Here is a 26,041-nt window from a genome sequence, read left to right on the forward strand (position 1 = left end):
GTCATGGTCGAAACCCCGCAGCAGCAGGACGGCGACATGGCCGCGCTCGCCAAGGGCGGGCGGACCAATTTCATCGGCTTCCTGCTGCGGCTGGTGGCGCGCATCCCGTTCCTCTTCATCGCCGGACAGCTTTACGGCGCGCAGGCCCTGGGACGCTTCGCGTCGGCGCTGGTCGTGGTCGAACTCCTCGCGCTGGTCTGTTCGATGGGCGAGAAGCGCGGGCTGGCGCAGCGGCTCGCCAACAGCGACGAACCCGAATCGAACCTCGTGCTCGACGGGCTGCTGCTGGCCCTGCTGCTGTCGGTGATCGCAGGCACGTTCCTGTGGTTCGTGCCGGATCCGATGTTCCCCAACGGGATGAACGGCCCGCTCGACAAGCTGCTGGTCTTCGCCATTCCCGGGTTCGCCATGACGGAGGTCGCGCTGGCGGCGCAGGCCTACCGCTTCGACATCGCGACGACCGTGCGCGCCCGCTCGCTGGCCGAACCGTGGACGATCTCCATCGCGGCCGGGGTGCTGTATTTCGTCGCCCCAGCCTCGGGCCTCGCCCTCGCCTATCTCGCGTCCATCTACGCCGCCCTGATTGTGGCGCTGTGGCCGTTCCTCAAGACGTTCGGGAGACCGCAAGGCTGGCGCCCCCGGCCGGCAATATCGGTTCGATGACGCTGCGCGCCTTGCCGCTCGCCGGGGCCGACGCGGTGGAGTGGGGCTCGCGCCGGCTCGACATCTTCATTCTGGGCCTGTTCGCGGCCCCCTATGCGGTCGGCATCTACTACGTGGCGCAGCAGGTCGCGAGCCTGCCGCAGAAGATGAAAACCAGCTTCGAGCCGATCCTCGGCCCGGTGATCACCAAGAACCTGAAGAAGGGCGACAACGCGGCGATCGCCGACCAGCTTTCGCAAGTGGGGTTCTGGATCATCGCGGCGCAGGCGGGCATCGGCCTCGCACTCGGCCTGCCCGGCGAAGGGGTGATGGGCCTGGTCGGGAGCGAGTTCGTCGGCGGCACCGGAGCGCTCGGCTTCCTCCTCCTGGCGGAAGTGGTGGCTGCGACGGCCGTCGTTTCGGAAGCCGCGCTGGTCTACGTCGCTCGGATAAAGAACCTGTGGATCTCGCTCGCCACCATCGGTCTGCAGGCGGTGCTGACCGTGGGCGCGATGTTGGGGGTCGAGCGGATGGGGCTGGCTGGCGGGTACAAGGCCGCGGGGGCCGCGATCGCGCTGATGCTTTCCCTCGGCCTGGCAGCGCTGATCAAGGCGAAGCTCCTGGGCCATATCCTGGGCCAGCCCATCAGGACCTGGCGCTGGGTTCTGGTCTGGGCAGCCGTTCCCGCCACCGCGGTGGGGATAACGATGCAATATGTGGTCGAGTGGGCGCAGCTGTTGTTCGGCATCCCCCTGATCCTGTTCGTCTACGGCATCATCATCTGGACGCGCGGCTTCGGCCCGGAGGACCGCTTGCTGTTCCGGCGCAACCTCGCTTCCGACACCGAACCGCTGCCTCCGGAACCGGGGCCGGAGAGCACGCGCATGCGATAGCGCCGGTTCATCCCAGCCCACGCCTTGCACCGCGCCCGTGAACGGGTAGGACGGGATCATGCGCCACCCCTCTCTCGTCATCGCCGCCGGAGCGGTCGCCACGGCCGGGCTCGCCCTGCTGGCGGCCGGATTCACCGCGGCACCGCTCGCGCAGACGATCCAGGACCGGGCGCAGGTCATGCTGGATGAGAAAGGCATGAAAGAAGTGCGCCTGACCTTTGCGACCCGCGCGGGCAGCCCCAGCCGGCATGCCATACTGACCCCGGTGGGCAACCCCGGCGAGGGGCGGCGGGTGCGCATCGCGAAGGCGTTGGCGGCGGTACCCGGCGTCGGCGGCGTGTTCTGGACCGACGGGACGATGATCGCCGAAAGCGGAGAGGCCCCCGTCGCCCCGCTTCATTGCCAGGACGACGTCGAGGCGCTGCTGCAGGCGCGGACGATCCGGTTCGAGGAATCGAGTGCATCCATATCGCCCGAATCCGCCGAGCTGCTGGACGAGGTCGCGACTGCCCTGCGGCCCTGTGTCGGGGCGATAATCGCGATCACCGGCCATACCGACAGTTCCGGCCCGCCCGACGTCAATCGCGCGCTGTCGCTGGCCCGCGCCATCGCCGTGCGCGAAGCGCTGGTGGAGCGCGGGATACCGCGTCAGGGCCTGATGACCGAGGGGCTTGGCTCCCGCCAGCCCGTGCAGGGGCTCGAGCCGACGGACCCGGCCAATCGCCGGATCGAATTCGCGGTGGTCGCGAAAGTGCCGCTGCGGCCCACCCCCATCGACAGGCCGAGCGCGCGCTGACATGCCGATCTGGGCCGAGTTGATGGCAGCGATGCTCTTCACCTATATCGTGGGCTTGGCGCTCGGATGGGCGATATGGGCACGTCCCGGCCCGGACCGGGACTGACAAGGAGAATGGACGCGTGATGGAACTGGTGCAGGCCAACTGGCCATGGTTGCTGGCCGCTCTGCTGATCGGGCTGGCCGTGGCATGGCTGATCTTCGCGGGCAACCGCAAGACCCGGATCGCGCCGGACGACGATGGCACGGAGACCGAAGCCGGTGGGGCGAAGCGCAACCAGGCGCTGATCGATGCGCCTCCCGCGGCGTCTGCGGGGAATTCCCCAGCCAATCCGCCCATTCCCCCGGTCACGCCGATGGGCGTCGCGGGCGCGGGAACAGCGGTTGCCGCCGCGGTGGAGGCCGATCAGATTGCCCGCGAAGAAGAAGTGAACAGCGAAGAGCCTGCTGCGCCTCCGCCGCCAGCCGCTCCAGCCCCTGTTTCGACCCCGCCTTCGGCCCCGGTTACTGCACCTCCCCCAGCGCCTGCGCAGCAAGACGACCTCACCCGTATCAAGGGATTGGGGCCGAAGCTTTCCGCGCAGTTACACGAAATGGGCATCACCACCCTCTCCGAGATCGCGAACTGGAGCGACACCGACGTGGCCCGCATCGACGCGCAGCTCGGCCGGTTCGCGGGGCGGATCGAACGCGACGACTGGCGTGAGCAGGCGCGCCTGCTGGTTGAAGGCGACATGGCTACCTACGAGGATCGCTTCGGGAAGCTCTAGGCCACCGTCCGGAACGACTCCTCCTGTCTGCGCGTATCATTCTTCCGGGCGGCAGAAATGGAGCAAGTCATGGACCGAGCCTATGTCCTCGTGGCCGAAGACGAACACATCATCGGATGCGATCTGGTCGAAACCGTGAAGGAAGCGGGGTTCGAGGTCGACGGCCCGATGCACGACGTGTCGTCCGCCATGTTGTCGTACCAGAAGCGAAAGCCCGATGTCGCCATTCTCGATGTGCAGTTGGGCGATGGCCTGGTGTTCAACTTCGCGGAGCAGTTGATCGCGGAGAACGTGCCGGTCATCTTCCATTCGGGCGCGTTTACACATGATGAGATCGCGGAGCGTTTCCCCGGCGAATACACGATCGAGAAGCCCTGCCCGCCGGACCAGATGCTGGAGCGAGTGCAGCAGGCCCTGATCCACAAGTAGGCGAGCTGCTACCTCCAGTGGGGGGGTGCGGCACCCAACGGAAGCGGCACTTGCCCGTGACGCGCTGGAGTGCGAAGGCGACCTGCAGAACGCAGGAGAAAACATGGCCGGAATGGTGAAATTCGACTGGGACGATCCGTTCCGGATCGACGAACAGCTGACCGAAGAAGAGCGGATGATCCGCGATACCGCGCACGCCTTCGCGCAGAACGAGCTCCAACCGCGCGTCATCGATGCCTTCAGCCGCGAAGTGGACGCGCCCGAACTGTTCCCCATGATGGGGCAGGCCGGTCTGCTGGGCGCGACGGTGCCGGAGGAATATGGCGGCGCGGGTGCGAACTACGTTTCCTACGGCCTGATCGCGCGGGAAATCGAACGGGTCGATTCCGGCTACCGCTCCATGGCGAGCGTGCAGTCGAGCCTCGTGATGTATCCCATCCAGGCCTACGGCTCCGAAGAGCAGCGCAAGAAATACCTTCCGGGCCTCGCCAGCGGCGAACTGATCGGGTGCTTCGGCCTGACCGAGCCCGACGCGGGCTCCGACCCCGGCTCCATGCGCACCTATGCCAAAAAGGACGGGGACGGCTACTCGATCTCGGGCAGCAAGACTTGGATTTCCAACTCGCCCTTCGCCGACGTCTTCGTGATCTGGGCCAAGAGCGAGGCGCATGACGACAAGATTCGCGGCTTCGTTCTGGAAAAGGGGATGGAGGGCCTGTCCGCCCCGAAGATCGAGGGTAAGATCTCGCTGCGTGCCAGCACCACCGGCATGGTGATGATGGACGAGGTGAAGCTGCCCGCAGACGCCCTGCTGCCCGAGGTGGAAGGGCTGAAGGGGCCGTTCGGCTGCCTCAACCGCGCGCGCTACGGCATCTCGTGGGGATCGATGGGCGCGGCCGAGTTCTGCTTCCACGCCGCGCGGCAATACGGGCTCGACCGCCAGCAGTTCGGTCCGCTCGCGGGTAAGCAGCTCTATCAGCTCAAGCTTGCCGACATGATGACCGAGATCGCACTCGGTCTGCAGGCGTCGCTGCGGGTGGGTCGCCTGATGGACGAAGGCAAGTTCGCGCCGGAGATGATCTCGATCGTGAAGCGCAACAATGTCGGCAAGGCGCTCGATATCGCACGCAAAGCGCGCGACATGCATGGCGGCAACGGCATTTCCGAGGAATACCAGGTGATCCGCCACATGGTGAACCTGGAAACGGTCAACACCTACGAGGGCACGCACGATGTCCACGCGCTCATCCTGGGGCGCGCGATCACCGGCATTCCAGCGTTCTGACGAAACCTCTGCCCTCCGCCCCGGTTTACCGATACAGCTGCAGCCGGAGCGGCAGGGAGAGGCGCCCATGATACTCTACGGGTTCTATCGCAGCTCGACGAGCTATCGCCTGCGGTGCGCGCTGGCGCTGAAAGGCATCGACTACGAATACCGACCGGTGAACCTGCTCGAAGGCGAGCAGAAGGGGGAGGCCTTCTCCTCCCGCAATCCTTTCGCCGGCGTACCCATGCTGGTGGCCGACGGGCGCGACCGGGCGCAGTCCATGGCCCAGCTGGAGTGGCTGGACGAGGCCTATCGCGAGCGCCCGCTGCTGCCAGCCGCGATGGAGGACCGCTTCACCGCGCGCGAGCTCGCCTATGCCATCGCGACGGAGCTGCACGCTCCGCTGAACATGCCGGTGCTGAACTATCTGAAGGATCCGCTCGGCCACGATCAGGACGCGGTCGACACCTGGTATCGCCACTGGCTGGGCCGCACGCTGCGCCCGATCGAGCGCAGACTCGATCAGCTGGGCACGGGAGACTTCCTCTTCGACCGGCCCGGTTTCTTCGAGGTCGTGCTCGTGCCGCAAATCTACAACGCGCGGCGCTTCGCGTTCGATCTCAGCGAGATGCCCCGCATCCGCCGGATCGAACGCTCCTGCCTCGCCCTGCCCGAATTCCGGCGCGCCCATCCCGACGCGCAACCCGACAATCCAGAAAACAAGAAGGAAGAGATGCCATGAAGCTCGCAACGATCGACAACGGGACGCGCGACGGTCAGCTGGTCGTCGTCTCCCGCGATATCACCCGTTATTGCGCCGCGGACAACATCGCACCCACGCTGCAGGCGGCGCTCGACGACTGGGAGAATTGCGCGCCGAAACTGGAGGCACTCTATCGCGACGTGGAGCACGAGGCGGTGCCGTGCGAACGCTTCCACGAGAGGCAGGCTCTCTCCCCCCTCCCCCGCGCCTATCAATGGGCCGATGGCAGCGCCTATATCAACCACGTCGAGCTGGTGCGGAAGGCGCGCGATGCGGAGGTTCCGGAAAGCTTCTACCACGACCCGCTGATGTACCAGGGCGGCAGCGACGACTTCCTGCCCCCGCGCGCGAACATCCCGCTGGGCGACACCAGCTGGGGCTGCGACATGGAAGGCGAGATCGCCTGCATCACCGACGACGTGCCGATGGGCGTGTCGAAGGAAGACGCAAGTGCCCACATCAAGCTGCTGATGCTGGTCAACGACGTTTCCCTGCGCGGCCTGATCCCGGGTGAGCTGGCTAAGGGGTTCGGGTTCTTCCAGTCGAAACCCGCGACCGCCTTCTCCCCCGTCGCGGTCACGCCCGACGAATTGGGCGAAAGCTGGAGGGACGCGGTCATCCAGTTGCCGCTGAAGGTCGATTACAACGGCCAGCCCTTCGGCCGGGCGGAGGTCGGCCAGGATGCGACCTTCAGCCTCGCCGATCTCATCTCGCATGCGGCGAAGACGCGCAATCTGGGCGCGGGCGCGATCATCGGCTCGGGCACGATCTCGAACAAGGGGGCCGACGGTGGCCCGGGCAAGCCCGTGGCGGAAGGGGGCGCGGGCTATAGCTGCATCGCCGAGATCCGCATGATCGAGACCATTGCGGATGGCGAGGCGAACACCCGCTTCATGGAACCGGGCGACACCGTAAAGATCTGGATGGACGATGCGCAGGGTCACTCGATCTTCGGCGCGATCGAGCAGGAAGTGGTTTCCGCCTGACCCTGCCGAGCCGATGCAGCTGAGCCCGTTCGACACCGCCGACCACCCCGCAATCCGCGAGGGTGTCCGGCGGAAGGCGGCAGGGGCGGCGCCTGCCATACGCAGATGTACACAACGGGCACTAATCTGCGGTAAGAAGCGGACGAACAGAAGCGCTCCTTCCTTCCCGGCATGGCGGCGGACGCGTTCGATGAGGCCGCCAATGTCTGCATCCAGACCCACGGCGGGTTCGGCTCCGCCGAAGAATATGATATCGAACGCAAATTTCGCGAGACGCGCCTCTACCAGGTCGCGCCGATCTCGACCAATATGATACTGGCCTATCTTGCCGAGCATGTGCTCGGCCTTCCAAGGAGTTACTGATGCGCCGCGCAGCAATCGTCGCCCCCGTCCGCACGCCAGTTGGCACCTTTGGCGGTGCCCTGAAGGACGTTCCGGTCGAAACGCTCGGGAGCGTGGTCGCCAATGCCGCTATCGAGCGGGCGGGTATCGATCCGGCGGCGATCGGCGACGTGGTGTTCGCGCAATCCTACGCCAATAGCGAAACGCCGTGCGTGGGCCGCTGGGTAGCGCTGTCCGCCGGGCTGCCGATAGAGGTGCCGGGCATGCAGCTCGACCGGCGTTGCGGCAGCGGGCTGCAATCGATCGCCACTGCCGCGATGATGGTACAGACCGGCGTGTGCGACGCGATCCTCGCGGGCGGGGTCGAGAGCATGAGCCGGATCGAATACTACACCACCGACATGCGGTGGGGAAAACGCGCGGGGACGACGCAACTCTACGACCGTCTCGATCGCGGGCGCGAACGCTCGCAACCGGTCGAGCGGTTCGGCTATATCTCCGGCATGATCGAGACGGCGGAGAACCTCGCGCGCGACAACGACATCTCGCGAGAAGAGGCGGACGCCTTCGCCGTCGAGAGCCACCGCCGCGCGACAGAGGCGTGGGAAAACGGCAAATTCGCAGAGGAGATCGTTCCGGTCGAGGTGCCCCAGCGCAAGGGCGATCCCACCCTGTTCGACCGCGACGAAGGCATTCGGCCCGATAGTTCACCCGAAAAGCTCGCGAAGCTGCGGCCGCTGATGAAGGATGGCGTGGTTACCGCAGGTAACGCCTCGCAGCAGAACGACGCGGCGGCGGCGTGCCTGGTGGTGGCCGAGGACCGGCTCGCCGATCTCGGTATCACACCCGACGCCTTCCTGGTCGGCTGGAGCGCCGCGGGGTGCGACCCCTCGCGCATGGGCATCGGTCCGGTCCCCGCGACCGAGAAGGTGATGCGGCAGACCGGCCTTTCGCTCGCAGATATGGACCTGGTCGAGGTCAACGAGGCGTTCGCCGCGCAGGTGCTGTCCGTGCTCAAGGCATGGAACTGGGACGATCGGGCCCGGCTCAATGTCAACGGTTCGGGTATCTCGCTCGGCCATCCGATCGGGGCCACTGGCGTGCGGATCGCGGTGACCTTGCTGCACGAAATGAAGCGAAGAGGCAGCCGCTACGGTCTCGAAACGATGTGCATCGGCGGCGGCCAGGGCATGGCCGCGATCTTCGAACGCGCCTGACGAGAATGGCGGAGGGCGGTTACATTGCCACCCTCCGCCGCGCTTAAGGCACCGGCGTGAACAGCAGATCCTGATAATCGAAACTGAAATCAGCGATCGGCGAAGCCGGCTTGGCGGTGATCCGCTGCACCTTGCCATCGGCGTCGAGGGCGAAGGTCAGATAGGCCGGTTCGATCGCCGGATCGGTGAAGCGTACGATGAAGGTATCGTACTGATAGTGCTCCAGCGGCCCCTGCATATTCGGCGTCGTCTCGAAATCGACGCGCAGACCGTCTCCGTCGCTCTCCACCGTCATGTCTCCGTACCAGCGATCGCGGTACCTCCCCGCATAGCGCTCTAGAGGTAGAGAGGGGCCCACCTGCGCAGGTGTGGCCTGCGCGCTGGCAACCGCATCTTCCGCAGCGGCGATCCGATCGCGCTTGAAAGCGCCGAACGGCGTGGCCCAATCGCGTTTCGGCAATCCGAGATAATGGTCCAGCAATTCGTACATCAGCCCGTAGCGCGGTTCGATCTCCTCGCTGTTGAGCGTGATCGCGAAACCCACGTCCTTCTCCGGGATCATCACAACCACAGTGGTAAATCCGAACAACCCGCCAGCGTGCCAGATGATCTGGTGCCCTTGGTAATCCTGCACCTCCCAACCCAGAGCGTAGGCCGCATAGGTCGGTGTCGTCTCGGCAAGCACCCCCGGCCACGCACTGATCGGAATGGGGGTGACAGGCGTCCACATCTCCTTCGATGCGTCCTCGCTGAACAGCCGCCCGTCGCCGGGGACCTTTCCGTGCGCGAGCTGGATCTGCAACCACCGTGCCAGGTCGTTCGCGCTTGCGGCGATCAGACCGGCCGGCGCGGATGCCTGTCCCAGCCTGTCGGTCTCATCCAGCAGCGTGACCGGTCCGGTGCCGCGTACCGGCCCGCCAACGCGCCCGTGCGGCTTCGCCCGGTCGGGAGCGCTCAACTGGCGGCTTTTGTCGGCCGTCGCATTGGGCATGCCTGCGGGCTTGAACACATGATCGCGCATGTAATCTTCCCAGCGCTGTCCGCTGACGACCTCGATCAGCCTCCCGGCGACGATGTAGAGGATGTTGTCGTAGGCATAGCCACTGCGGAAGCTTGTCGCCGGTTCGATGTAGCGCAGCCGCTCCACGATTTCCTGCCGCGACAGGCTTCCGCGTGGAACGATGAGAAGGTCGCCCGCGCCCAGACCCAATCCGCTGCGGTGGACCAACAGGTCGCGGATCGTCATCTCGCGCGTGACCCAGGCATCGTACATCTGGAAGCCGGGCAGATGGTCTATCACCCTGTCGTCCCAGGAGATCTTCCCCGCGTCGACCAGCGTCGCCAGCGCCGCGCTGGTGAACGCCTTCCCCGTCGATGCGATCATGAATAGCGTATCGGCATCGACCTTGCGCGGCGCGTCGAGCGCGCGGACGCCGTAGCCCTTCGCCAGCACAACCTTGCCATCTTCCACGATAGCGACCGCCATCCCCGGCGTTTCCGACTGGTTCCGCAAGGTCTCGATTCGTGCGTCGATATCGGCGGGCGGCTCGGCAAGAGCGGGGCTACCTATGACGAGCGAGCAGAGCGTGAAGAACGCGAACAGATGTCTCATGTTGCCTCCGGGGCTGGAACGGGAGTGCGCTTCACCCGTCGCCAGGCGACGTATGCGAAGAGCGGCAGGACGTAGACGGCGATGATGACCCAGGCGAGCGCACGGTATCCGGACGCTACGAGGTCCACGAGGCCGACGCGGTCGGCCACCAGCATGCACGGAAACAGGATCGCGAAGGCCAGCGCTACGCGCATCGGAGGCGTCATCGCGACCTCGCGCGTCTTGTCGATCCGCTCGTTAACCGCGTGAACCGCACCGATTCCGCTCTCGAGCAAGGCGGCGAAGATCATCAGCTGAAATACGAGGTTGAAGGCAGGAAGTCCAAGGCGGCCCAGGATGTAGTCCGAGGGCAGCACCGCGTCGGCGATGTCGGGCAGGAAGGCCACCATGCTCACGAAGAACAGGAGCGCGGGCAGCATGGCCAGCGGACCTGCCACGAGCCCGGCGGTAATGGCATCGCGGCGGCTGCGGAAATGCCGGGTGACCGGCAGGATCATCACCGCGCCGATTATGTTGTAGCCTGCATAGGTCAGACCGCCCAGCGGCCATTCGCCGGCGGGTGGGGGAGCGGAGGCGAACGCGCGCTCGATCTCGCTCCCGACCCCGGTCAGAGAGAGGACCAGGAATATCGCATAGGTCGCGTAGAGCAGGACCGAGAGCGCCATGAAGGAGCGCTCCACCCCCGCATTGCCGAATGCGACGCACCCCATGATCGCGACCATGAGCGCAATGGTGCCCACCATCGTGGGAAGCCCGAGGGTCGCGTGCGCGATGGCACCCGCCGCGGCGCCGAACACGGCGAGGATGAGGACGACAAAGACCGCATAGGCGATCTCGAAAACGAACCACCCCCGCCCCAGCAGCGTTTCGAAGAAGTGGCGATAATCGCGTGCGCCGGTGCGGAAGGCGACGGCGAAGGTCGCAGCGGCGACGAGGGACCAGATCAGCATGGCGAAAGCCATCGCCGCCACGCCGCCCCATGGTCCGAACGGGAGGAAGAATTCCGCCAGTTCCCGCCCCGTCGCATAGCCGCCGCCGATCACCACCGCCTTGAACGCCAACCCCGGCAGGAGGAAGCGGCGGAAGCGATCGGCAGCAACGCTCACGAGGTGCAGGCGTCCAGGAGCCGTTCGAAGGCGGGGCCGCCGCGGATGGGGTCCGCCACCGGGAGCGAAAGGCGCTCCTCCGTTTCCTCGATCAGGCGGGCGGCCTCCCCGTCCGCCAATTCGTTGGTCGCGAGACTGACACCGGCACAGCGGATCGCGGGGTTCGTCAGCCGCCCGTTACGAACGGTAAGATCGATCACCTCTTCGATGGAAGGCAACATGTATCCGGGATGCCCCAGAATGCGCTCTCGGCCCGGCTTGTGACAGACCACGAAGAGATCGGGCTGGCTACCATGAAGAAGGGCAAGCGAGACCGAGGCATAGGAAGGGTGGAACAGCGAGCCCTGCCCCTCGATCACGTCGATGTGGTCGGGTGCCGCGTCCGGGCTGAGCAATTCCGCCGCGCCGCTGGCGAAATCCGACACCACCGAATCGATGGCAATCCCCTCGCCCGCGATCAGGATACCGGTCTGTCCGCTGGCCCGGAACGTTGCATCGAGCCCGCGCGCGGCAAGTCCGCGCGCGATCGAGAGCGCGGTGTATTTCTTGCCCAGGGCGCAATCAGTGCCGACCGTCAGCAGTCGGCGCCCCGTTCGCTTGCGTCCGCTGGCCACCGGTATGTCCGGTGGCGGAGTGCGAATGTCGAACAGCTCGCGACCATGGCGGCGCGCGGCCTCGCGGATCGGGGACAGGTCGGCCAGGCGGCTGTGCATACCGCCGATCAGGTCCAGTCCTGCCGCCATCGCCTCGATCAGTGGGGGCACCCACGCGTCCGGAATGAAGCCGCCCGGATTGGCAACACCGATCACCAGCGCCCGCGCGCCTTTGCCCACCGCCTGCTCAGGCGTGAGCCGGGGCAAACCGGCCGTTACGGTCGCTTCTGCCAGCGCGTATTCGCCGATGCAGCGGTCCCGCGCCCAGTCCCGCAATCCGAACGCGGTCTTCGCGAAGCCGGGTTCGGTCGTGTCGCCCAGGAAGATAAGATACGGGCCGGGCAGCGCCGGGGCCGAGGGCTCCATCTTCGATCGTTCGCGTAACAAGGCGGCTTCAGTCTTCGGCACTGAGCGACAGCCCTATGGTTCGTGGGCGGATGACCCCGGTGGTGATCGCTCCGTTAGGATTGAGCGGCAGGCCGTTGGCGGTCAACACGCCGGTCGACGTTCTACCATCGGCATCGGTGAGGTTGTGGACATAGGCCTCGATCCCGAACCGCCCGAAATCGATCCCGGCGCGCAGATCCAGTGTGACATAGGAGGGGATTTGCCGCTGCCGGCCGTTCGCCGCGCGATAGTCGGCATCGAAATCGCCTGCCTGCTTCGACAGGAAACGCAGCGATCCGCCAAGAAAGGCCTCGCTCTCTGCGCCGATCGCCCAGTCGTAATCGCCGTTCACCGAAACCGCGTATTTCGGCGTGAACGGCAGACGGTCACCCTTCAGGCCGCCCACGAGCGCCGGGGCGTCTTCGTCCAGCCGGGCGTCGGTATAGGCACCGTTGACCGACACCGCCAAACCATCGGTCGGCCGCATCGTCGCGGTGAACTCGAGGCCCTCACTGGTCGCGCTGGAGCCGTTGGTGTTTACGCCGAACCCGTTGATAACCGTCAGCAGCTGGATGTTCTTCCAGTCGATATGGAACAGGGCGAGGTCGAGTGCGAAGCTACGGTCAGCGGTCTCACCCTTGAAGCCGACCTCGTAGCTGAGCGTGGTGTCCGGATCGAAGCTGGAGGGCGTGCCTGCCGGTGCGTTCGGCGCGATCACGTTCGGGCCGCCGGGCCGGTACCCCTTGGCGACCCGGCCGTAGACGGTGGCGTGGTCGTTCAGGATGAGCTTGGGCGCGACCGAATAGGTGAACACGTCGTCGTCGGAACTCAGATCGGTGTTTACCGGGACGTTGCCCGCCAGAACGCCGCCCGCATCCTGCGCGGCGGTTTGCTTGTTGTGGCTGTACCGCCCGCCCAGATCGATCTCGAACATTCTGCCGAGACGGAGCGTGCCGTTCGCGAAGCCCGCATACTCCTGATACTTCGAAGACAGGTCGACTTGGCCGAGCACGAACGGGAACGTCAGCAGCGTCGTCGTTCCGGGGCTGTAGGCTGCGTAATCCTGCAGCAACGCACCCTTCTCGTCATTGTAATAGCCGCCGATCAGCCAGTCGAAGCTGTCACCCAAGCTGCCTGCGAGGCGCAGTTCCTGGGTGAACTTGCGGGTGTTGGTTCGCTGGTCGAGTACGAATTCGTTGGCGGGTGCGCCCAGCGCCGCCTGCACCAGCCCGCTTAGGTTGAAGGTGGCATCGTCGCGCAACCGCTGCCGCTGGGTCGAATAGCTGGTCGAACTGGTCAGCGTGGCGAACCCCAGATCGGCGTTGATGGTGCCGTTGTAGAGCCGGTAATTCACATCGGTGAACTCGGGGAAGAACTGCGACTGGCTCTGCTGGCCGTACAGGGTCTTCAGCGTGTCGGGATCGCTCTCGACGGTCGATGCCGCATCGGCGCGGATGTTCTGTAGGAACCCCGTCAGCCGGATATCCAGGCTTTCGCTCGGTCGGAACAGTAGCGAGGCGCGGCCGCCGTAGCTCAACGAGCTGTTGATATCGTCTTCGGTGTCGGATGCCAGAGTATAGCCGAGGCCATCGGTCGCTGTGGTGCCGATGGAATCGATCCAGCCGCCATTGTTATGGTAAAATCCGGATGCCCGCAGAGCGAGCGTCTGCCCCAGCGGCACATTGAGAAGGGCGTTGCCGTGATACGACATCTCGCCCCCACGGGTATCCTCGATCGCGCCGCGTGCCCGCGCCTCCCATTCGCCGATAACCGGTTCGTTGGTGACGTATTTGATGAGCCCGCCCAGGGTCGATGCGCCGTACAGCGTGCCCTGGGGGCCGCGCAGCACCTCCACCCGGGCGATATCGAACGTGTCGAAATCGCCCGCGAGCACCGCGCCGTTTGCCAGCGCGGTAGAGGAGCCGAAGGGCGTTTCGTCGACATAGACACCGACGGTTGAGGCGACGCCCCCCGTATTGAGGCCACGCAGGACGAGTCGGCCCGCCCCCGGCGTCGCCTGATCGACCTGCAGGCCGGGAACGTAATTCAGAAACTCCTGGAAATTGTCGGCCTGCGCCCGCTCCAGCTCCTCCCCGGACACCACGGAGATCGACTGCGGCACGTCGAGAAGCGTCTGTGCGCGCTTCTGCGCGGTGACGATGATCTCTTCACCCACCGCCACCGGGGCCCGGTCCGTGCCGGCAGTCTGGGCTTGCGCAGGATTGGCGCCCGCGATCGCGGCGACCGCCGCCGAGATGAGAAGAGATGTTTTGATGCGCCGCATGTTGCCCCCACAGTCGTGTCAATGACAGGATACCCGAGTAGGAGAACTATTGTCCTAATCGGAAAATTGTCAACCCGGTTGTGACACCTCATCCTCGATCCGCGTCTCTAGCGGGTCGATCAGCCGCAGCATTCCCGCCGCCAGCCCCGCCAGACCGGCCAGGAACGCGAAATAAAGGGCGTGGTTGGTGACGCTCCAGAGCGTGCCGACCACCCCTGCGCCCAGGCTTCCCGCAAAGATCGTCAGGTACCACGCGGCCACCGTGGTCGCTCCCAGCCCGGCCGGTGCCAGTCTGGCGAACAGCCCCAGGCCGGTTGGCAGGATATAGAGCTCCCCGAAGGTGAAGATCACGAAGAAGGCGACCAGCCAGAGCCAGTGCGTGGGGCCGCCCAACGCCTCCAGCAGCGCCAGCAGCAGATAGGCGGCCCCCACGATCAGCGCGCCGGTCGCCATCTTGCGCGCGGGATGTTCGCGCCGCCCCGCCTCCGTTCTCCGCCGCCACCAGCCAAGCAGCGGCGGGGTCATCAGCATTACCAGCAGCGGATTGAGCGACTGGAACCAGGTCATCGGGATTTCGGTCGCACCCACCGTGCGATCGACTCCCGTATCCGCCCACAAGGCCAGGGTGTTTCCGACCTGCTCGTAGGCGCCGCGAAAGACCACCACGGAAAGGGCGACGGCGGACAGGAGGATGACGATATCCTTGGGGAAGCGCCCGATACCCCCGCCCAGCTTCGCCGCGGGAACGGCGCTCCGCGAGCGGCTCTGCTCGGGGAGATATTTCTGGCCCCAGACATAGATCGCGAGGCCCAGGCCCATCCCGATCCCGGCCGCGCCGAAGCCCCAGTGCCAGCCATAGAGTTCGCCCAGCGTTCCGCAGATGAGCGGCGCCAGGAAACCGCCGATGTTCACGCCGACATAATATATGTTGTAGGCCCAGCCGACCCGCGGATCGCCCTTCTCGTAGAGATCGTCGATCTGGCTCGGCAGGCTGGGCAGGAACAGGCCATTGCCCAGCGCAATCGTCACCAGCGCGGGATAGAGCAGAATCTCGAAGGTCATCATGAAGTGCCCGAAGGCCATGATGGACCCGCCGATCAGGATCGCGCGCCGCTTCCCCAGATAGCGATCGGCGATGACCCCGCCGACGATCGGGGTGAAATACGCGGTCGCGGTATAGGCGCCATAGACCAGCGAGGCGTGCCCCTGCGCGAACATCAGCTGCTTGGTCATGTAATAGACCAGCAGCGCGCGCATGCCGTAGTAGGAAAACTGCTCCCACATATTGGTGAGGAACAGCACGGTCAGGCCGCGCGGCTGGCCGAACCAGGTCTGCTCCTCCGGTTTCGCGAAGCTCATGCGATCGCCGGGCTTCCCGCTCCCCACACACCGGCAGGGGCGTAGAGCATCCCGTCCGTGTAGGTGACGCCCGGCTCCCGATCCTCTGCAATCAGCAGCGGGCCGTCGAGATCGACCAGATCGGCAAGCTGGCCCAGCAGGAAGCCTGGCGCGGTGCCGAGACTAGTCGCGATCATGGTGCCGACCATCACGCCCAGCCCCAGCCGCCGGGCCTCCGCGGCCACCATCAGGCCCTCGGTCAGCCCGCCGCACTTATCCAGCTTGATATTGACGACGTCGAACCGCCCGACCGCCCGATCGAGATCTTCCAGGCTCAGCAGGCTTTCATCCCCGGCGATCGGAATGGGCGAGGAATACCCGTCCAGGTCCGCCTCGCGCCCACGCTGAAGCGGTTGCTCCAGCAGCGAGACATCCTGCGCCTGTAGTCCCTCGACAAGCCGGTCCAGTTCGCGCGCCTCGAAACCCTGATTGCCGTCCACGCCCAGCCACACGTCGGGGCGCGCTGCGCGGATCGCCGCCACGCGCGCGAGATCGAGATCGATTTCGCCGGTCAGCTTGATCTTGATCGCCTTCGCGCAGGCGAAGCGGGTGGCCTTGCCGGCCATCTTCGCCGGGCTGTCGGCGCTCACCGTCATCGTGGTGCGCACCGGCTTCGGCTCGTCCAGCCCGGCGAGTTGCCACACCGGCGTCCCGGTGCGAGCCGCCTCCAGCTCCCACAGCGCCGCGTCGAGCGCGTTGCGCGCGCCGCCCGGCGACAGGGCGGAGCGCAAGTCCGCGCGGGTGATCCCGCCCTCGACCTGGTCCCTCACCTCCTCGATCTGCTGGCGCATGTTCGCAAGGTCGTCGCCCAGATAATAGACCCCGGCGGCCTCTCCCCGACCGCGATGCGACCCGTCGTCCAGCGTCGCGACCAGCACCTCCGCGTGTTCGAACACATAGCCCGATATCGCGAAGGGTTCGGCAAGCCGGATCGCCTGCGTCTCGACCGTCAGGCGCATCAGTAGTTAGTCGACAGCACGAGGACGTGGAAGACGATCGCGACGTAGAGGATCACCACGGTCGCCAGCAGGAACAGCACGCTCCACAGCTTGGACGTCCACTTGCGGCCATCCGTCCAAGTCAGCCACGCGTTCCAGCCTGCGATCGGCACAGCGCCGACGAAGACGATGATCGCGACGATCTTCGCAAGCCACAGCAGCGGGTCGGACGCCCCGCTCAGCAGTTCGAGCTGGGTGAACATCGCCAGGACCAGCGCCGTCCATCCGCCGATCGTCAACAATTCCGCCCACGCCATGATCCCGGCGGCGCGATAGGCGCGCCTTGCCTTACCTTCCACCCGCAGTTCGGACCGATAGCGTCGACGGATGAACCAGGTGGCAGGCCAATAGAGCGCGGTCAGGAGAAGGATCGCCAAGCTGGCATAGACCAGCGGCAGGATCCAGGTCTTGGAGCGATAGCCCTCGACCGGGTCGAACACCATGAAGGGGGAGACCATGTCGAAGCTCCAGCGCACGACCTTCCCGTCGACGACCTTCGCGGCGAGCCGATCATGCCCGGTGCGATCGCGCCACACGAACGGCGCGATCTCGTCCCACTTGCGCGGCGCGCCGCCCGGTTCCACCAGCGAGGGGACGAGCAATCCGCCATCCGCGTCCAGCGTGACGTCGGTCTGGCCGAAGAGGTTGAGGATATCGATGAAGTTCGATTGGCCCCGGCGGCTGTTCATCCAGACCCCCGTCATCATCCGGGCATGCTGCTTCGCCGTTTCCGGATCGACCCGTCCATCGGTACCGGAGGCCGGAAAGTAGCGGTCGGCGAAATCCTGGAACAGCTGCGCCCGAACCTCCTGCACGACCCCCTCCTTGCCGGTGGAATTGAACGAGACGTACAGGCCCACACCCTCGTCCATGAAAAGATGCAGGGAGGTGTGGAAGTTCTGCGTATCGCCGAGATGCGCGATGACGTCGCGCCCGTTGATGTTGGTTTCGAAGAAGCCCAGCTCCATACGGTTCAGCGGCGGGATGAGTGACGCCGGATCGACCTTGTCGAGAGGGCTGTCATGCATCATCGCCGCGGTCTTCGCGTCGAGGATCGGGCCGCCGCCCTGCAGGTGGGCGATCATGAACTTGGCCATGTCCAGCCCGGACGCGGACAGCGATCCGGCCGGGGCGGGAACGACGATCTCGAACCCTTCCTTCTCGCCCGAGGCGAGCGGATAGCCGGTCGCCATCAGCGGTTCGAGACGCTCGGGCAGCGGCTGGCGGAACGTCGCGGTGTTCATGCCGAGCGGACGGAAGATCCGCTGTTCGACATAATCATCAAACGGGATGCCGGACGTGCGCTGCACGATATATCCCGCCAGCGTGGTGCCCCAGTTCGAATAGGCCGGCGTCGTACCGGCGGCGAAGATGCGCTCGGGCACCCAACGCTTGAGATAGGTGCCAATGGGCTGCGCAGCCTTGGGATCGAAGCTGATGAGATCCTTCACCGCCTCTTCGAACCCGGCCGTATGCGTCATGAGCTGCCGCATGGTCACCGGCTTCCCCTCGCGCGGCGGAATCTCGAAATCGAGATAGCGATTGACGTCGGCGTCGAGATCGATCTTCCCGGCCTGAACCTGCTGCATGACGGCGGTCCAGGTGACGAGCTTCGAGACCGAGCCGGGGCGGAACAGGGTGCGCGCGGGATCGACCGGCGTCCCCTTGCCGACATCCGCATAGCCATAGCCCTTTGCCGCGACGATTTGGCCATCGCGCACGACGGTAACGACGGCGCCCGCCACGTCGCCGGAGCGAAGCGCATAGGGCATATACCCGTCGAGCCATGCGTTGATGTCGTCCTGGGTGAGCGTCTCGCCAGTGCCGCCCGATGATGGGGATGCTTGCGCGACCGCCGGTTCGGGGGTCAGCGGACCTTGCATGGTCGAGGTTTCATCGAGCGTCTGCGCGGTGGAGATAGCCCCCGCCGCGATCAATGCACCGATCAGCGCCAGACCGATAAACAGCTTGAAAAATCGCATTCCCGTTGCCCCCGCCACCAGCTTTCTCTATGAATGAATAACATTCCGATTAGGACAATGTTTATCCTGATTGGAAAATTCGTCAATGGCTGTGTGAGGGATCGGCATGTCGCAGGAACCGCCCACTCTGGGCTCTCTGCTTCGCAATCTGCGCAAGAGGGAAGGCTGGACCCTCAAGGAAATGAGCGCGAAGAGCGGCATCCCCGTCTCCACGCTGTCCAAGATCGAGCATGACCGGCTTACGCTGACCTACGACAAGCTCCAGTCGCTGGGGCAAAGGCTGGGCCTGCGCATGTCGGACCTTTTTTCCGAACAGGACGAGACCGCGTCACAGGCTGTTACCGCCCGGCGCAGCCTGGGCGATATCGGGCGCTCGGTCCGCGTCGAGACGCCCAATTACGATTATTACTATCTTTGCACGGAGCTTCGCCGGAAACGGATGATACCCGTCATCACGAAGATTCGCGCCCGCTCCGCCGAACAGTTCGGCGATCTCGTGCGCCATTCGGGCGAGGAATTCATCTATGTGCTGAGCGGCAAGGTGGTCGTGCAGACCGAATTCTACGATCCGGTGACGCTGGAGGCGGGGCAGTCGCTCTATATCGATTCCAGCATGGGCCACGCATATCTGGCGGCGGAAGATTGCGAGGAAGCGGAAGTCCTGGGTATCATGTCGAGTGCCGACGAAGCGCTGATGGAATCGATGCTCAACCTGCACGAGGAACAAAGGCAGGCGACCACCCCGGCCAACGAGGACACGCCGTCCGACGAACACACCCGCACCGCCAGAGGAGCGCGATGAAGATGACACGCCTTGTTCTTACAGTCCTTGCAGCCGGGCTTGCCGTCGCCGCCCCGGCTTCCGCGCAGGATTACGATGCGCGGGTGGACCGCGTGCTGGCCGAAACCCCGCTGATCGATGGGCATAACGACCTGCCGGAAATGCTGCGAGAGAACGCCCCGGACAAGCGCTGGACCATGGACCTGCAAGATATCTCGGCGGACCCGGCGCAGTACAATACCGACATCCGGCGGCTGAGAGAAGGCAAGGTCGGGGGCCAGTTCTGGTCCGTCTGGGTGTCCCCCACCCTGCCCGGCGACGAGCAGGTGATCGAGACGCTGGAGCAGATCGACCTCGTGAAATCGATCGTCGCGCGGTATCCCGAAACCTTCGCGCTCGCCCGCACTGCCGCCGACGTGCGGCGCGCGCACAAGGCCGGCAGGATCGCCTCGATGATCGGCGTGGAGGGCGGCGGCCAGATCGACGGCAATCTCTCCATCCTGCGGACCTATGCCGCATTGGGCGCAGGCTATCTGACCCTCACCCATTCCATCACCATCGATTGGGCGGATTCGGCCACCGACAACCCGCAGCATGACGGGCTGACCCCGTTCGGGGAGGATGTCGTGCGCGAGCTGAACCGGCTGGGAATGCTCGTCGACCTGAGCCATGTCAGCGAAGCGACCATGCGCGACGCTCTGCGGGTCACCAAGGCACCGATCATTTTCTCCCATTCGAACGCCCGCGCCCTGAACGATCATCCGCGCAATGTGTCCGACGAGGTGCTTAAGCTCGTTCGCGAGAACGGCGGCGTGGTCATGGTCAATTATGCCGACCCCTATGTCTCCGATGCCTTTCGCCGCTGGTCGGCGGATCGGGGCGCCGAAAGAACGCGGCTGAACGCACCGCCCTACGGGGGATTGGCGATCGGTCAGCCGGAGAAAGCCGCCGCACTTTTCGAAGAGTGGCTCGCGGCCCATCCCGCGCCCAAGGTCACGCTGAGCGAAGTGGCCGATCACATCGAGCACATCGCGAAGGTCGCAGGCGTGGATCACGTCGGAATCGGATCGGATTTCGACGGCGTCGGCAACCAGTTGCCCGAAGGGCTGGAGGACGTTTCAACCTATCCGGCGCTGCTCAAGGAACTGATGCGCCGGGGGTGGAGCGATGGCGATATCGCGAAACTGGCCGGAGAAAACGTCCTGCGGGTGATGGAAGCGGTCGAAGCGGTCGCCGCGCAGGAGAGGGCGGAAAACCGGAGCTGACGGCGCGCACCGGTCGCTTCGTGCTGACGATGCCCGCGCCTCCGCCAATAGGTGGGTGCGGATACCGGCCCTGAAGGCTAGAATGCGAAGGGTTCAACCTTTCGCTTCTCGCCCGCCTTTAGCGCCTCCAGCACGATCCCGAGCGGCGCGCTGTCGACATCGCTCGCACCGGCCCGGATCAGGTCGGCGAACCGGCTGTAGAGGCGCGGATATTCGTCCGTGCCGCCCGCGGACGGAACGGCCTCACCGCCGATCGTCAAGCGGGCTCCTCCATCCGCGAGGACCATGGAGCCGTCATCGGTCTCGATCCGGATTTCCCACGTCTGCGTTCCCGACTCCCGAAAATCGAGATCGGCGTGCGCGTCCGCGCCACCGGCCAGTTGCATCTGCACCGACGCGGCAATCGGCGAGGCGTAGTTCTCGGGAATATCCAGCCTGCAATCCGTGACCTCAACCGGGCCCGGAAGGATTTCGGTCAGGATCGACAGGGCATTGATGCCGGGATCGAACACGCCGAAGCCGCCCTCTTGCAGGATCCAGTGCTGGCCGGGATGCCATTGGCGGATATCCTCGCGCCAGACGATATCGACATGACGCACGGATCGTCCTTCCAGCCATGTTTTCGCGGGAGCGACCATTGCCGCTTCGCGCGAGTGCCATGCGGTGAAGAGCGTGCAACCGGCCCGGTCCGCATCCGCCGTCAGGTCCGCGACCTCGGCCAGGCTGAGGCCGGGTGGCTTCTCCAGCATGACGTGCAGTCCGCCAGCGAGTGCGGTTTTCGCCACTGCGAAGCGGACTGCAGGGGGCGTGCAGATAGCGGCAGCACCCTGAAACCCGCTGTCCACGAGCGCTTCCACGCTTTCGAACGACGGTGTTCCGTCGGCCTTCTGGTCCGGATCGACAGTGGCCGCGAGGGTGAAGAAGTCGCTCTCGGCAACCGCGGGCAGATGCTGGTCCCCGGCTATCTTACCCAAACCGATTGCAGCGAAATCCATCATTCAGACACTCTCGTTCGTTTTATATGATTTATAGGTTCCTTAGCAGGAAGAACGCCGTTATCAATCATCGGCGCACACCGCGTGATGGAACTGTTTGGGGGATAAGGCGACGTGACGGGCCAGAATGAGATGCGAGCAGCACGCAAGAGACTTCGCTCGCGAAGCTGGTTCGACAATCCCGACCATCCCGATATGACCGCGCTCTATCTGGAGCGCTATCTGAATTACGGGCTGAGCATCGAGGAGCTGCAATCGGACCGTCCGATCATCGGGATCGCGCAGACGGGTAGCGACCTCGTGCCCTGCAACCGCCACCATCTGGTGCTGGCCGCGCGGGTGAAGGACGGCATTCGAGAAGCGGGCGGCATTCCGCTGGAATTCCCGGTGCATCCGATCCAGGAAACCGGCAAGCGCCCCACCGCGGGGCTCGACCGCAACCTCGCCTATCTGAGCCTGGTCGAGACCATCTACGGCTATCCAATCGACGGCGTTGTCCTGACGATCGGGTGCGACAAGACCACCCCGGCGTGCCTGATGGCGGCTGCGACGGTCAACGTGCCCGCGATCGCCCTGTCGGTCGGCCCGATGCTGAACGGATGGCACGAGGGGCGGCGCGTCGGCTCCGGAACCATCATCTGGAAAGCCCGCGAGATGCTGGCGAAGGGCGAGATCGATTACGAGGGATTCATCAAGCTGGTCGCTTCGTCATCGCCCTCGACGGGCTATTGCAACACCATGGGCACCGCCACGACGATGAATTCGCTGACCGAGGCCCTGGGCATGTCCCTGCCGGGCTCGGCCGCGATCCCTGCACCCCATCGCGACAGACAGCAATGCGCGTGGGAGACCGGTCGCCAGATCGTGGAGATGGTTGCCGCGGATCGCAAGCCCAGTGACATCATGACGCGGGATGCCTTCCTGAACGCAATCAGGGTGAATTCCGCGATCGGCGGGTCGACCAACGCGCCGATCCACCTCAACGCGGTCGCGCGGCATCTCGGCGTGGAGCTGACGATCGCCGATTGGGAGGAGCACGGGGCGAAGGTCCCCCTGCTCGTCAATCTCCAGCCCGCCGGGGAATATCTCGGCGAGGATTTCCATCGGGCCGGCGGGGTGCCCGCCGTCATGGGCGAATTGCTGCGCAACGGCGAGCTGGACGGATCGGTCATGACCGCCACCGGAAAGACGGTCTCGGAAAATATCGGCACCGCCCGCTCGCTCGACGAGCAGGTCATCCGTCCTTACGGCCAGCCGCTGGCGGAGCACGCGGGGCTGACGGTCCTGTCGGGCAACCTGTTCGACAATGCCGTGATGAAGACTTCGGTCGTCTCGGCCCAATTCCGGTCGCGTTACCTTTCGAACCCGGAATCGCCGAACCGGTTCGAAGGGCGCGCGATCGTGTTCGATGGGCCGGAGGATTATCACCAGCGGATCGACGATCCCGAGCTGGGGGTCGATCAGGATTGCATCCTGATCATGCGCGGTGCCGGGCCGGTGGGCTATCCCGGGGGGGCTGAGGTCGTGAACATGCGTCCGCCCGCCGCCTTGATCCAGGCCGGTATCGATACGCTTCCATGCATCGGCGACGGTCGCCAATCGGGCACCAGCGGATCTCCGTCGGTCCTCAATGCCTCGCCTGAAGCCGCCGTCGGCGGCGGGCTGGCATTGGTGCGAACGGGCGACACGATCCGGATCGACCTGACCGCGCGCAAGGTCGACGTGCTACTGGATGACGAGGAACTCGACCGGCGCCGCCAGGAAATCAGCGACGATAACACAGGTTTGGCACCGGAATCACAGACCCCATGGCAGGAAATACAGCGCAATCTGGTCGGGCAATTCGGCGAAGGCGCGGTGCTGGAATGTGCCGTCGCCTATCAGCGGATCGCCCAGACCAAGGGTCTACCGCGCGACAGTCACTAGGGAAGCGAGGCGGCACGCCCGCCCTGCCCGTCGCCGCTATCCTGCCCGATTAGGTCGAGCACTTCACCGATCAGGTGTCGCATCGCGCGCCGCGCGCCGTCCTCATCCCTCTTGGCGATGGCATCGAGGACGGCACCGTGGTCCTCGATGCTGGCGGTGTGGCCCTTGATCTTGTTGGTGAACCGGATCGAAGTCTGCAACGCCGTCGAAACCACATCACGAAACTGGCGGTAGAACGGGTTCTCTGAAGCTTCCAGAATCGCCACGTGGAAGGCGATATCGGCGGAGAGCGTATCGTCCTCGCCCTTCTCGGCCTCGCGCATCCGGTCCAGCCCATCCGAAATGAGTTTCAGATCGTGTTCCTGGTGAAAACGAGCCGCCAAGGCGGCCGCTTCGGGTTCGATCGCGACCCGCAGCTGGTTGAAGTGGCGCAAGAGGACGACCGAGGCTCTTCGTTCCAGCAGCCATCGAAGGACATCGGGGTCGAAAAGATTCCAGTTCTCCGCCGGCTCGACGACCGTGCCCTGGCGCGGGCGTGCGCTGAGCAATCCCTTGGCCGTCAGCATCTTCACCGCCTCGCGCGTGACGGAGCGACTGACCCCGTGATGCTGCGTCAATTCCGCTTCGGTAGGGAACGGCGCATCGTTGTATTCGCCCACGATGATAGCTCGCCCGAGATGTTCGAGCATTCCCTGAGTCAGATTCCGGCCAAGCCGGGAGCGGACGCTCCCGTCGTCTTCTACTGCCCTCACCAAGGCTGCTCCTTCCCACCAAAATCGGTTATCTGCCATCATAGCTTAAAGTGATGATCGCGATAGACAAACCATCCACGGCTGGACAAAGTCTATAAATAATATAATTCGGCCCGAGCGTGAAATGGGCCACCGCGGGTGGCCCGCGGGGCGGAGGGTGCGATCCTATGGGTCTGGCGACATTCGATATCGTCGTGGTGGCGATCTATGCGGTGGGAATATTCGGTCTCGCGCAATGGGTCAGCCGCGACCGTGCGGGGCATGAAAAGAACAGCTCGGATTATTTCCTGGCTTCGAAGTCGCTGCCCTGGTGGGCGATCGGCGCGTCTCTCATCGCCGCCAATATCTCGGCCGAACAGATCGTCGGCATGTCGGGTTCGGGCTATCGCCTCGGCCTCGCCATAGCATCCTATGAATGGATGGCGGCGCTGACGCTGCTGATCGTCGGCAAGTTCTTCCTGCCGATCTTCCTCAAGAACAGCATCTACACCATGCCCCAGTTTCTGGAGCAGCGGTATGGCCCGAATATCCGCACCATCATGGCGATCTTCTGGCTCGGCCTGTACATCTTCGTGAACCTTACCTCGATCCTGTGGCTGGGATCGATCGTGGTCAACCAGGTCGCCGGCGTCGACCAGATGGTTGCCCTGTTCGGCTTGGGCGGGTTCGCCCTGCTGTACCAGCTTTACGGTGGGCTGAAGGCGGTCGCCCTGACGGATATCGTGCAGGTCACGCTGCTGGTATTCGGCGGCCTCATCATCTCGGGCCTGACGCTGAACGAAGTGGGCGGCGGGCAAGGCGTCTGGGTCGGCTTCACCACGTTGCTCGACCAGGCTCCGGACAAGTTCAACATGATCCTAGAGCCGGGCGATATCGGCTATCAGGAACTGCCAGGGATCGCCGTGCTGGTCGGCGGCATGTGGATCGCCAACCTCAGCTATTGGGGCTTCAACCAGTATATCATCCAGCGGGCACTGGCCGCGAAGAACCTGAAGGAAGCGCAGAAGGGCGTGGTCTTCGCCGCCATCCTGAAGCTGCTGATGCCGCTGGTGGTCGTCATGCCCGGCCTCGCCGCCGTCATTCTGGCACCCGGCCTGGACCCGGCCGATCAAGCTTATCCCACGATGATGCGCTATCTGCCGACCGGCCTGCTGGGACTGGTGTTCGCCGCATTGATGGCGGCGGTGGTCGCCTCTACCGCGTCGAAGATCAATTCGATCGCGACCATCTTCACCCTGGACCTCTATGCCAAGCGTCGCGGGTACAGAAGCGAAGCGGAGGACGAGACCCGGCGCGCGGGCCATGAAAAGCATCTCGTTTTGATCGGCCGGATCAGCGCGAGCGTAGCCACGCTGCTGGCGCTGTTCGCGGCACGCCCGCTCCTCGGCAGCCTCGATCAGGCATTCCAGTTCATCCAGGAATTCTCCGGCTTCATCACGCCAGGCATCACGGTCATCTTCCTGCTCGGCCTGTTCTGGAAGAGGGCGAGCGAAGCGGGTGCCATCACCGCCGCAGCCGTGTCGATCCTGGGCAGCGTCGTGTTCTGGTTCCCCAGCGATTGGGGCGGGATCGCGGCGCTGAACGCGGTGCCCTTCATGAACCGCATGATGTGGGTGTTCTTCCTCTCGCTGGGACTTGCGATACTGGTCTCGTTCCTGAAACCCGGCGCGGCCGGCAGCGACCGGATCGAGACGGCGGATATCAGCTATGCGACCAGCAAGTCCTTCAATATCGCCGGGTTCGCGGTGATCGGGATCCTCATCGCACTCTATGCCGCAATGTGGTGAGCGTGGAGTG

Annotated in this window: 22 protein-coding genes and 1 pseudogene; 14 read left to right on the top strand and 9 right to left on the bottom strand. The window is 64.9% G+C overall.

The genetic code is table 11. The annotated features are described in order from the left end of the window. Positions 1–3: 3 nt before the first annotated feature. From F7D01_RS15460 to F7D01_RS02470, 10 genes and pseudogenes are all read left to right on the top strand, one after another. The gene (locus F7D01_RS15460; RefSeq protein WP_371819667.1) at positions 4–663 is read left to right on the top strand and encodes a hypothetical protein; all 660 of its coding nucleotides are present in this window, start codon (positions 4–6) and stop codon (positions 661–663) included. Continuing rightward, positions 660–1,535, top strand: a complete 876-nt coding sequence (locus tag F7D01_RS15465) for a lipopolysaccharide biosynthesis protein (RefSeq protein ID WP_371819668.1) — start codon at positions 660–662, stop codon at positions 1,533–1,535. The genes F7D01_RS15460 and F7D01_RS15465 overlap by 4 nt, the downstream gene beginning before the upstream one ends. Before the next feature lie 58 nt (positions 1,536–1,593). Continuing rightward, entirely contained in the window at positions 1,594–2,331 is a 738-nt protein-coding gene (locus tag F7D01_RS02435; protein ID WP_215228680.1) for an OmpA family protein, read from the top strand. A 125-nt stretch (positions 2,332–2,456) separates the two neighbouring features. Beyond that, entirely contained in the window at positions 2,457–3,101 is a 645-nt protein-coding gene (locus F7D01_RS02440; RefSeq protein ID WP_251567175.1) for a hypothetical protein, read from the top strand. Between the two features lie 69 nt (positions 3,102–3,170). Continuing rightward, positions 3,171–3,530 (top strand): response regulator, encoded by a 360-nt coding sequence (locus F7D01_RS02445; protein ID WP_215228682.1) that lies wholly within the window; start codon positions 3,171–3,173, stop codon positions 3,528–3,530. A gap of 103 nt (positions 3,531–3,633) precedes the next feature. Continuing rightward, positions 3,634–4,815 carry an acyl-CoA dehydrogenase gene (locus F7D01_RS02450; RefSeq protein WP_215228683.1) on the top strand — a complete coding sequence of 394 codons (1,182 nt, stop codon included), beginning with the start codon at positions 3,634–3,636 and terminating at the stop codon, positions 4,813–4,815. 67 nt (positions 4,816–4,882) lie between these two features. Continuing rightward, a complete protein-coding gene (maiA, locus tag F7D01_RS02455) occupies positions 4,883–5,539 on the top strand; it encodes a maleylacetoacetate isomerase (protein WP_215228684.1) in 657 nt (218 codons plus the stop codon). Next, complete coding sequence (locus F7D01_RS02460; protein ID WP_215228685.1) at positions 5,536–6,546, top strand: fumarylacetoacetate hydrolase family protein; 1,011 nt, start codon at positions 5,536–5,538, stop codon at positions 6,544–6,546. Before maiA ends, F7D01_RS02460 begins: the two co-directional genes overlap by 4 nt. A gap of 171 nt (positions 6,547–6,717) precedes the next feature. Further along, a pseudogene (locus F7D01_RS02465) lies at positions 6,718–6,909 on the top strand (acyl-CoA dehydrogenase); the annotation flags it as partial. Next, a complete protein-coding gene (locus F7D01_RS02470; protein WP_215228686.1) occupies positions 6,909–8,105 on the top strand; it encodes an acetyl-CoA C-acetyltransferase in 1,197 nt (398 codons plus the stop codon). The pseudogene F7D01_RS02465 and the gene F7D01_RS02470, both read left to right, overlap by 1 nt. A gap of 43 nt (positions 8,106–8,148) precedes the next feature. Here F7D01_RS02470 and F7D01_RS02475 read toward each other — a convergent pair whose 3' ends face one another. From F7D01_RS02475 to F7D01_RS02505, 7 genes are all read right to left on the bottom strand, one after another. Next, positions 8,149–9,717 carry a serine hydrolase gene (locus tag F7D01_RS02475; protein ID WP_215228687.1) on the bottom strand — a complete coding sequence of 523 codons (1,569 nt, stop codon included), beginning with the start codon at positions 9,715–9,717 and terminating at the stop codon, positions 8,149–8,151. Beyond that, positions 9,714–10,823 (bottom strand): hypothetical protein, encoded by a 1,110-nt coding sequence (locus tag F7D01_RS02480; RefSeq protein WP_215228688.1) that lies wholly within the window; start codon positions 10,821–10,823, stop codon positions 9,714–9,716. The genes F7D01_RS02475 and F7D01_RS02480 overlap by 4 nt, the downstream gene beginning before the upstream one ends. Then, positions 10,820–11,842 carry a DUF1611 domain-containing protein gene (locus F7D01_RS02485; protein WP_215229624.1) on the bottom strand — a complete coding sequence of 341 codons (1,023 nt, stop codon included), beginning with the start codon at positions 11,840–11,842 and terminating at the stop codon, positions 10,820–10,822. The genes F7D01_RS02480 and F7D01_RS02485 overlap by 4 nt, the downstream gene beginning before the upstream one ends. A 28-nt stretch (positions 11,843–11,870) precedes the next feature. After that, positions 11,871–14,147, bottom strand: a complete 2,277-nt coding sequence (locus tag F7D01_RS02490) for a TonB-dependent receptor (RefSeq protein ID WP_215228689.1) — start codon at positions 14,145–14,147, stop codon at positions 11,871–11,873. Between the two features lie 69 nt (positions 14,148–14,216). Further along, entirely contained in the window at positions 14,217–15,506 is a 1,290-nt protein-coding gene (locus F7D01_RS02495) for a peptide MFS transporter (RefSeq protein ID WP_215228690.1), read from the bottom strand. Beyond that, complete coding sequence (locus F7D01_RS02500; RefSeq protein ID WP_215228691.1) at positions 15,503–16,504, bottom strand: dipeptide epimerase; 1,002 nt, start codon at positions 16,502–16,504, stop codon at positions 15,503–15,505. The genes F7D01_RS02495 and F7D01_RS02500 overlap by 4 nt, the downstream gene beginning before the upstream one ends. Next, positions 16,504–18,525, bottom strand: coding sequence for a serine hydrolase (locus tag F7D01_RS02505; RefSeq protein ID WP_215228692.1), 2,022 nt, complete (start codon positions 18,523–18,525; stop codon positions 16,504–16,506). Before F7D01_RS02505 ends, F7D01_RS02500 begins: the two co-directional genes overlap by 1 nt. A gap of 106 nt (positions 18,526–18,631) precedes the next feature. Between F7D01_RS02505 and F7D01_RS02510 the strand changes: the two genes are divergently transcribed. Beyond that, positions 18,632–19,327: a helix-turn-helix domain-containing protein gene (locus tag F7D01_RS02510; protein ID WP_215228693.1), complete on the top strand. Its 696-nt coding sequence runs from the start codon at positions 18,632–18,634 to the stop codon at positions 19,325–19,327. Beyond that, complete coding sequence (locus F7D01_RS02515) at positions 19,324–20,571, top strand: dipeptidase (RefSeq protein ID WP_215228694.1); 1,248 nt, start codon at positions 19,324–19,326, stop codon at positions 20,569–20,571. Before F7D01_RS02510 ends, F7D01_RS02515 begins: the two co-directional genes overlap by 4 nt. A 77-nt stretch (positions 20,572–20,648) precedes the next feature. Here the strand turns inward: F7D01_RS02515 and F7D01_RS02520 are convergent, their stop codons facing one another. After that, positions 20,649–21,569 (bottom strand): Gfo/Idh/MocA family protein, encoded by a 921-nt coding sequence (locus F7D01_RS02520; protein WP_371819669.1) that lies wholly within the window; start codon positions 21,567–21,569, stop codon positions 20,649–20,651. A gap of 129 nt (positions 21,570–21,698) precedes the next feature. Between F7D01_RS02520 and F7D01_RS02525 the strand changes: the two genes are divergently transcribed. Next, positions 21,699–23,492: an IlvD/Edd family dehydratase gene (locus F7D01_RS02525; protein ID WP_215229626.1), complete on the top strand. Its 1,794-nt coding sequence runs from the start codon at positions 21,699–21,701 to the stop codon at positions 23,490–23,492. Here the strand turns inward: F7D01_RS02525 and F7D01_RS02530 are convergent. Then, a complete protein-coding gene (locus F7D01_RS02530) occupies positions 23,489–24,181 on the bottom strand; it encodes a FadR/GntR family transcriptional regulator (RefSeq protein ID WP_251567178.1) in 693 nt (230 codons plus the stop codon). The genes F7D01_RS02525 and F7D01_RS02530 overlap by 4 nt on opposite strands. A gap of 230 nt (positions 24,182–24,411) precedes the next feature. Here F7D01_RS02530 and F7D01_RS02535 point away from each other — a divergent pair, with 230 nt between their 5' ends. After that, positions 24,412–26,031 carry a sodium/sugar symporter gene (locus F7D01_RS02535; protein WP_215228695.1) on the top strand — a complete coding sequence of 540 codons (1,620 nt, stop codon included), beginning with the start codon at positions 24,412–24,414 and terminating at the stop codon, positions 26,029–26,031. Positions 26,032–26,041 lie beyond the last annotated feature (10 nt).

The organism is Erythrobacter sp. 3-20A1M (assembly GCF_018636735.1).
Lineage (GTDB): Bacteria > Pseudomonadota > Alphaproteobacteria > Sphingomonadales > Sphingomonadaceae > Alteriqipengyuania.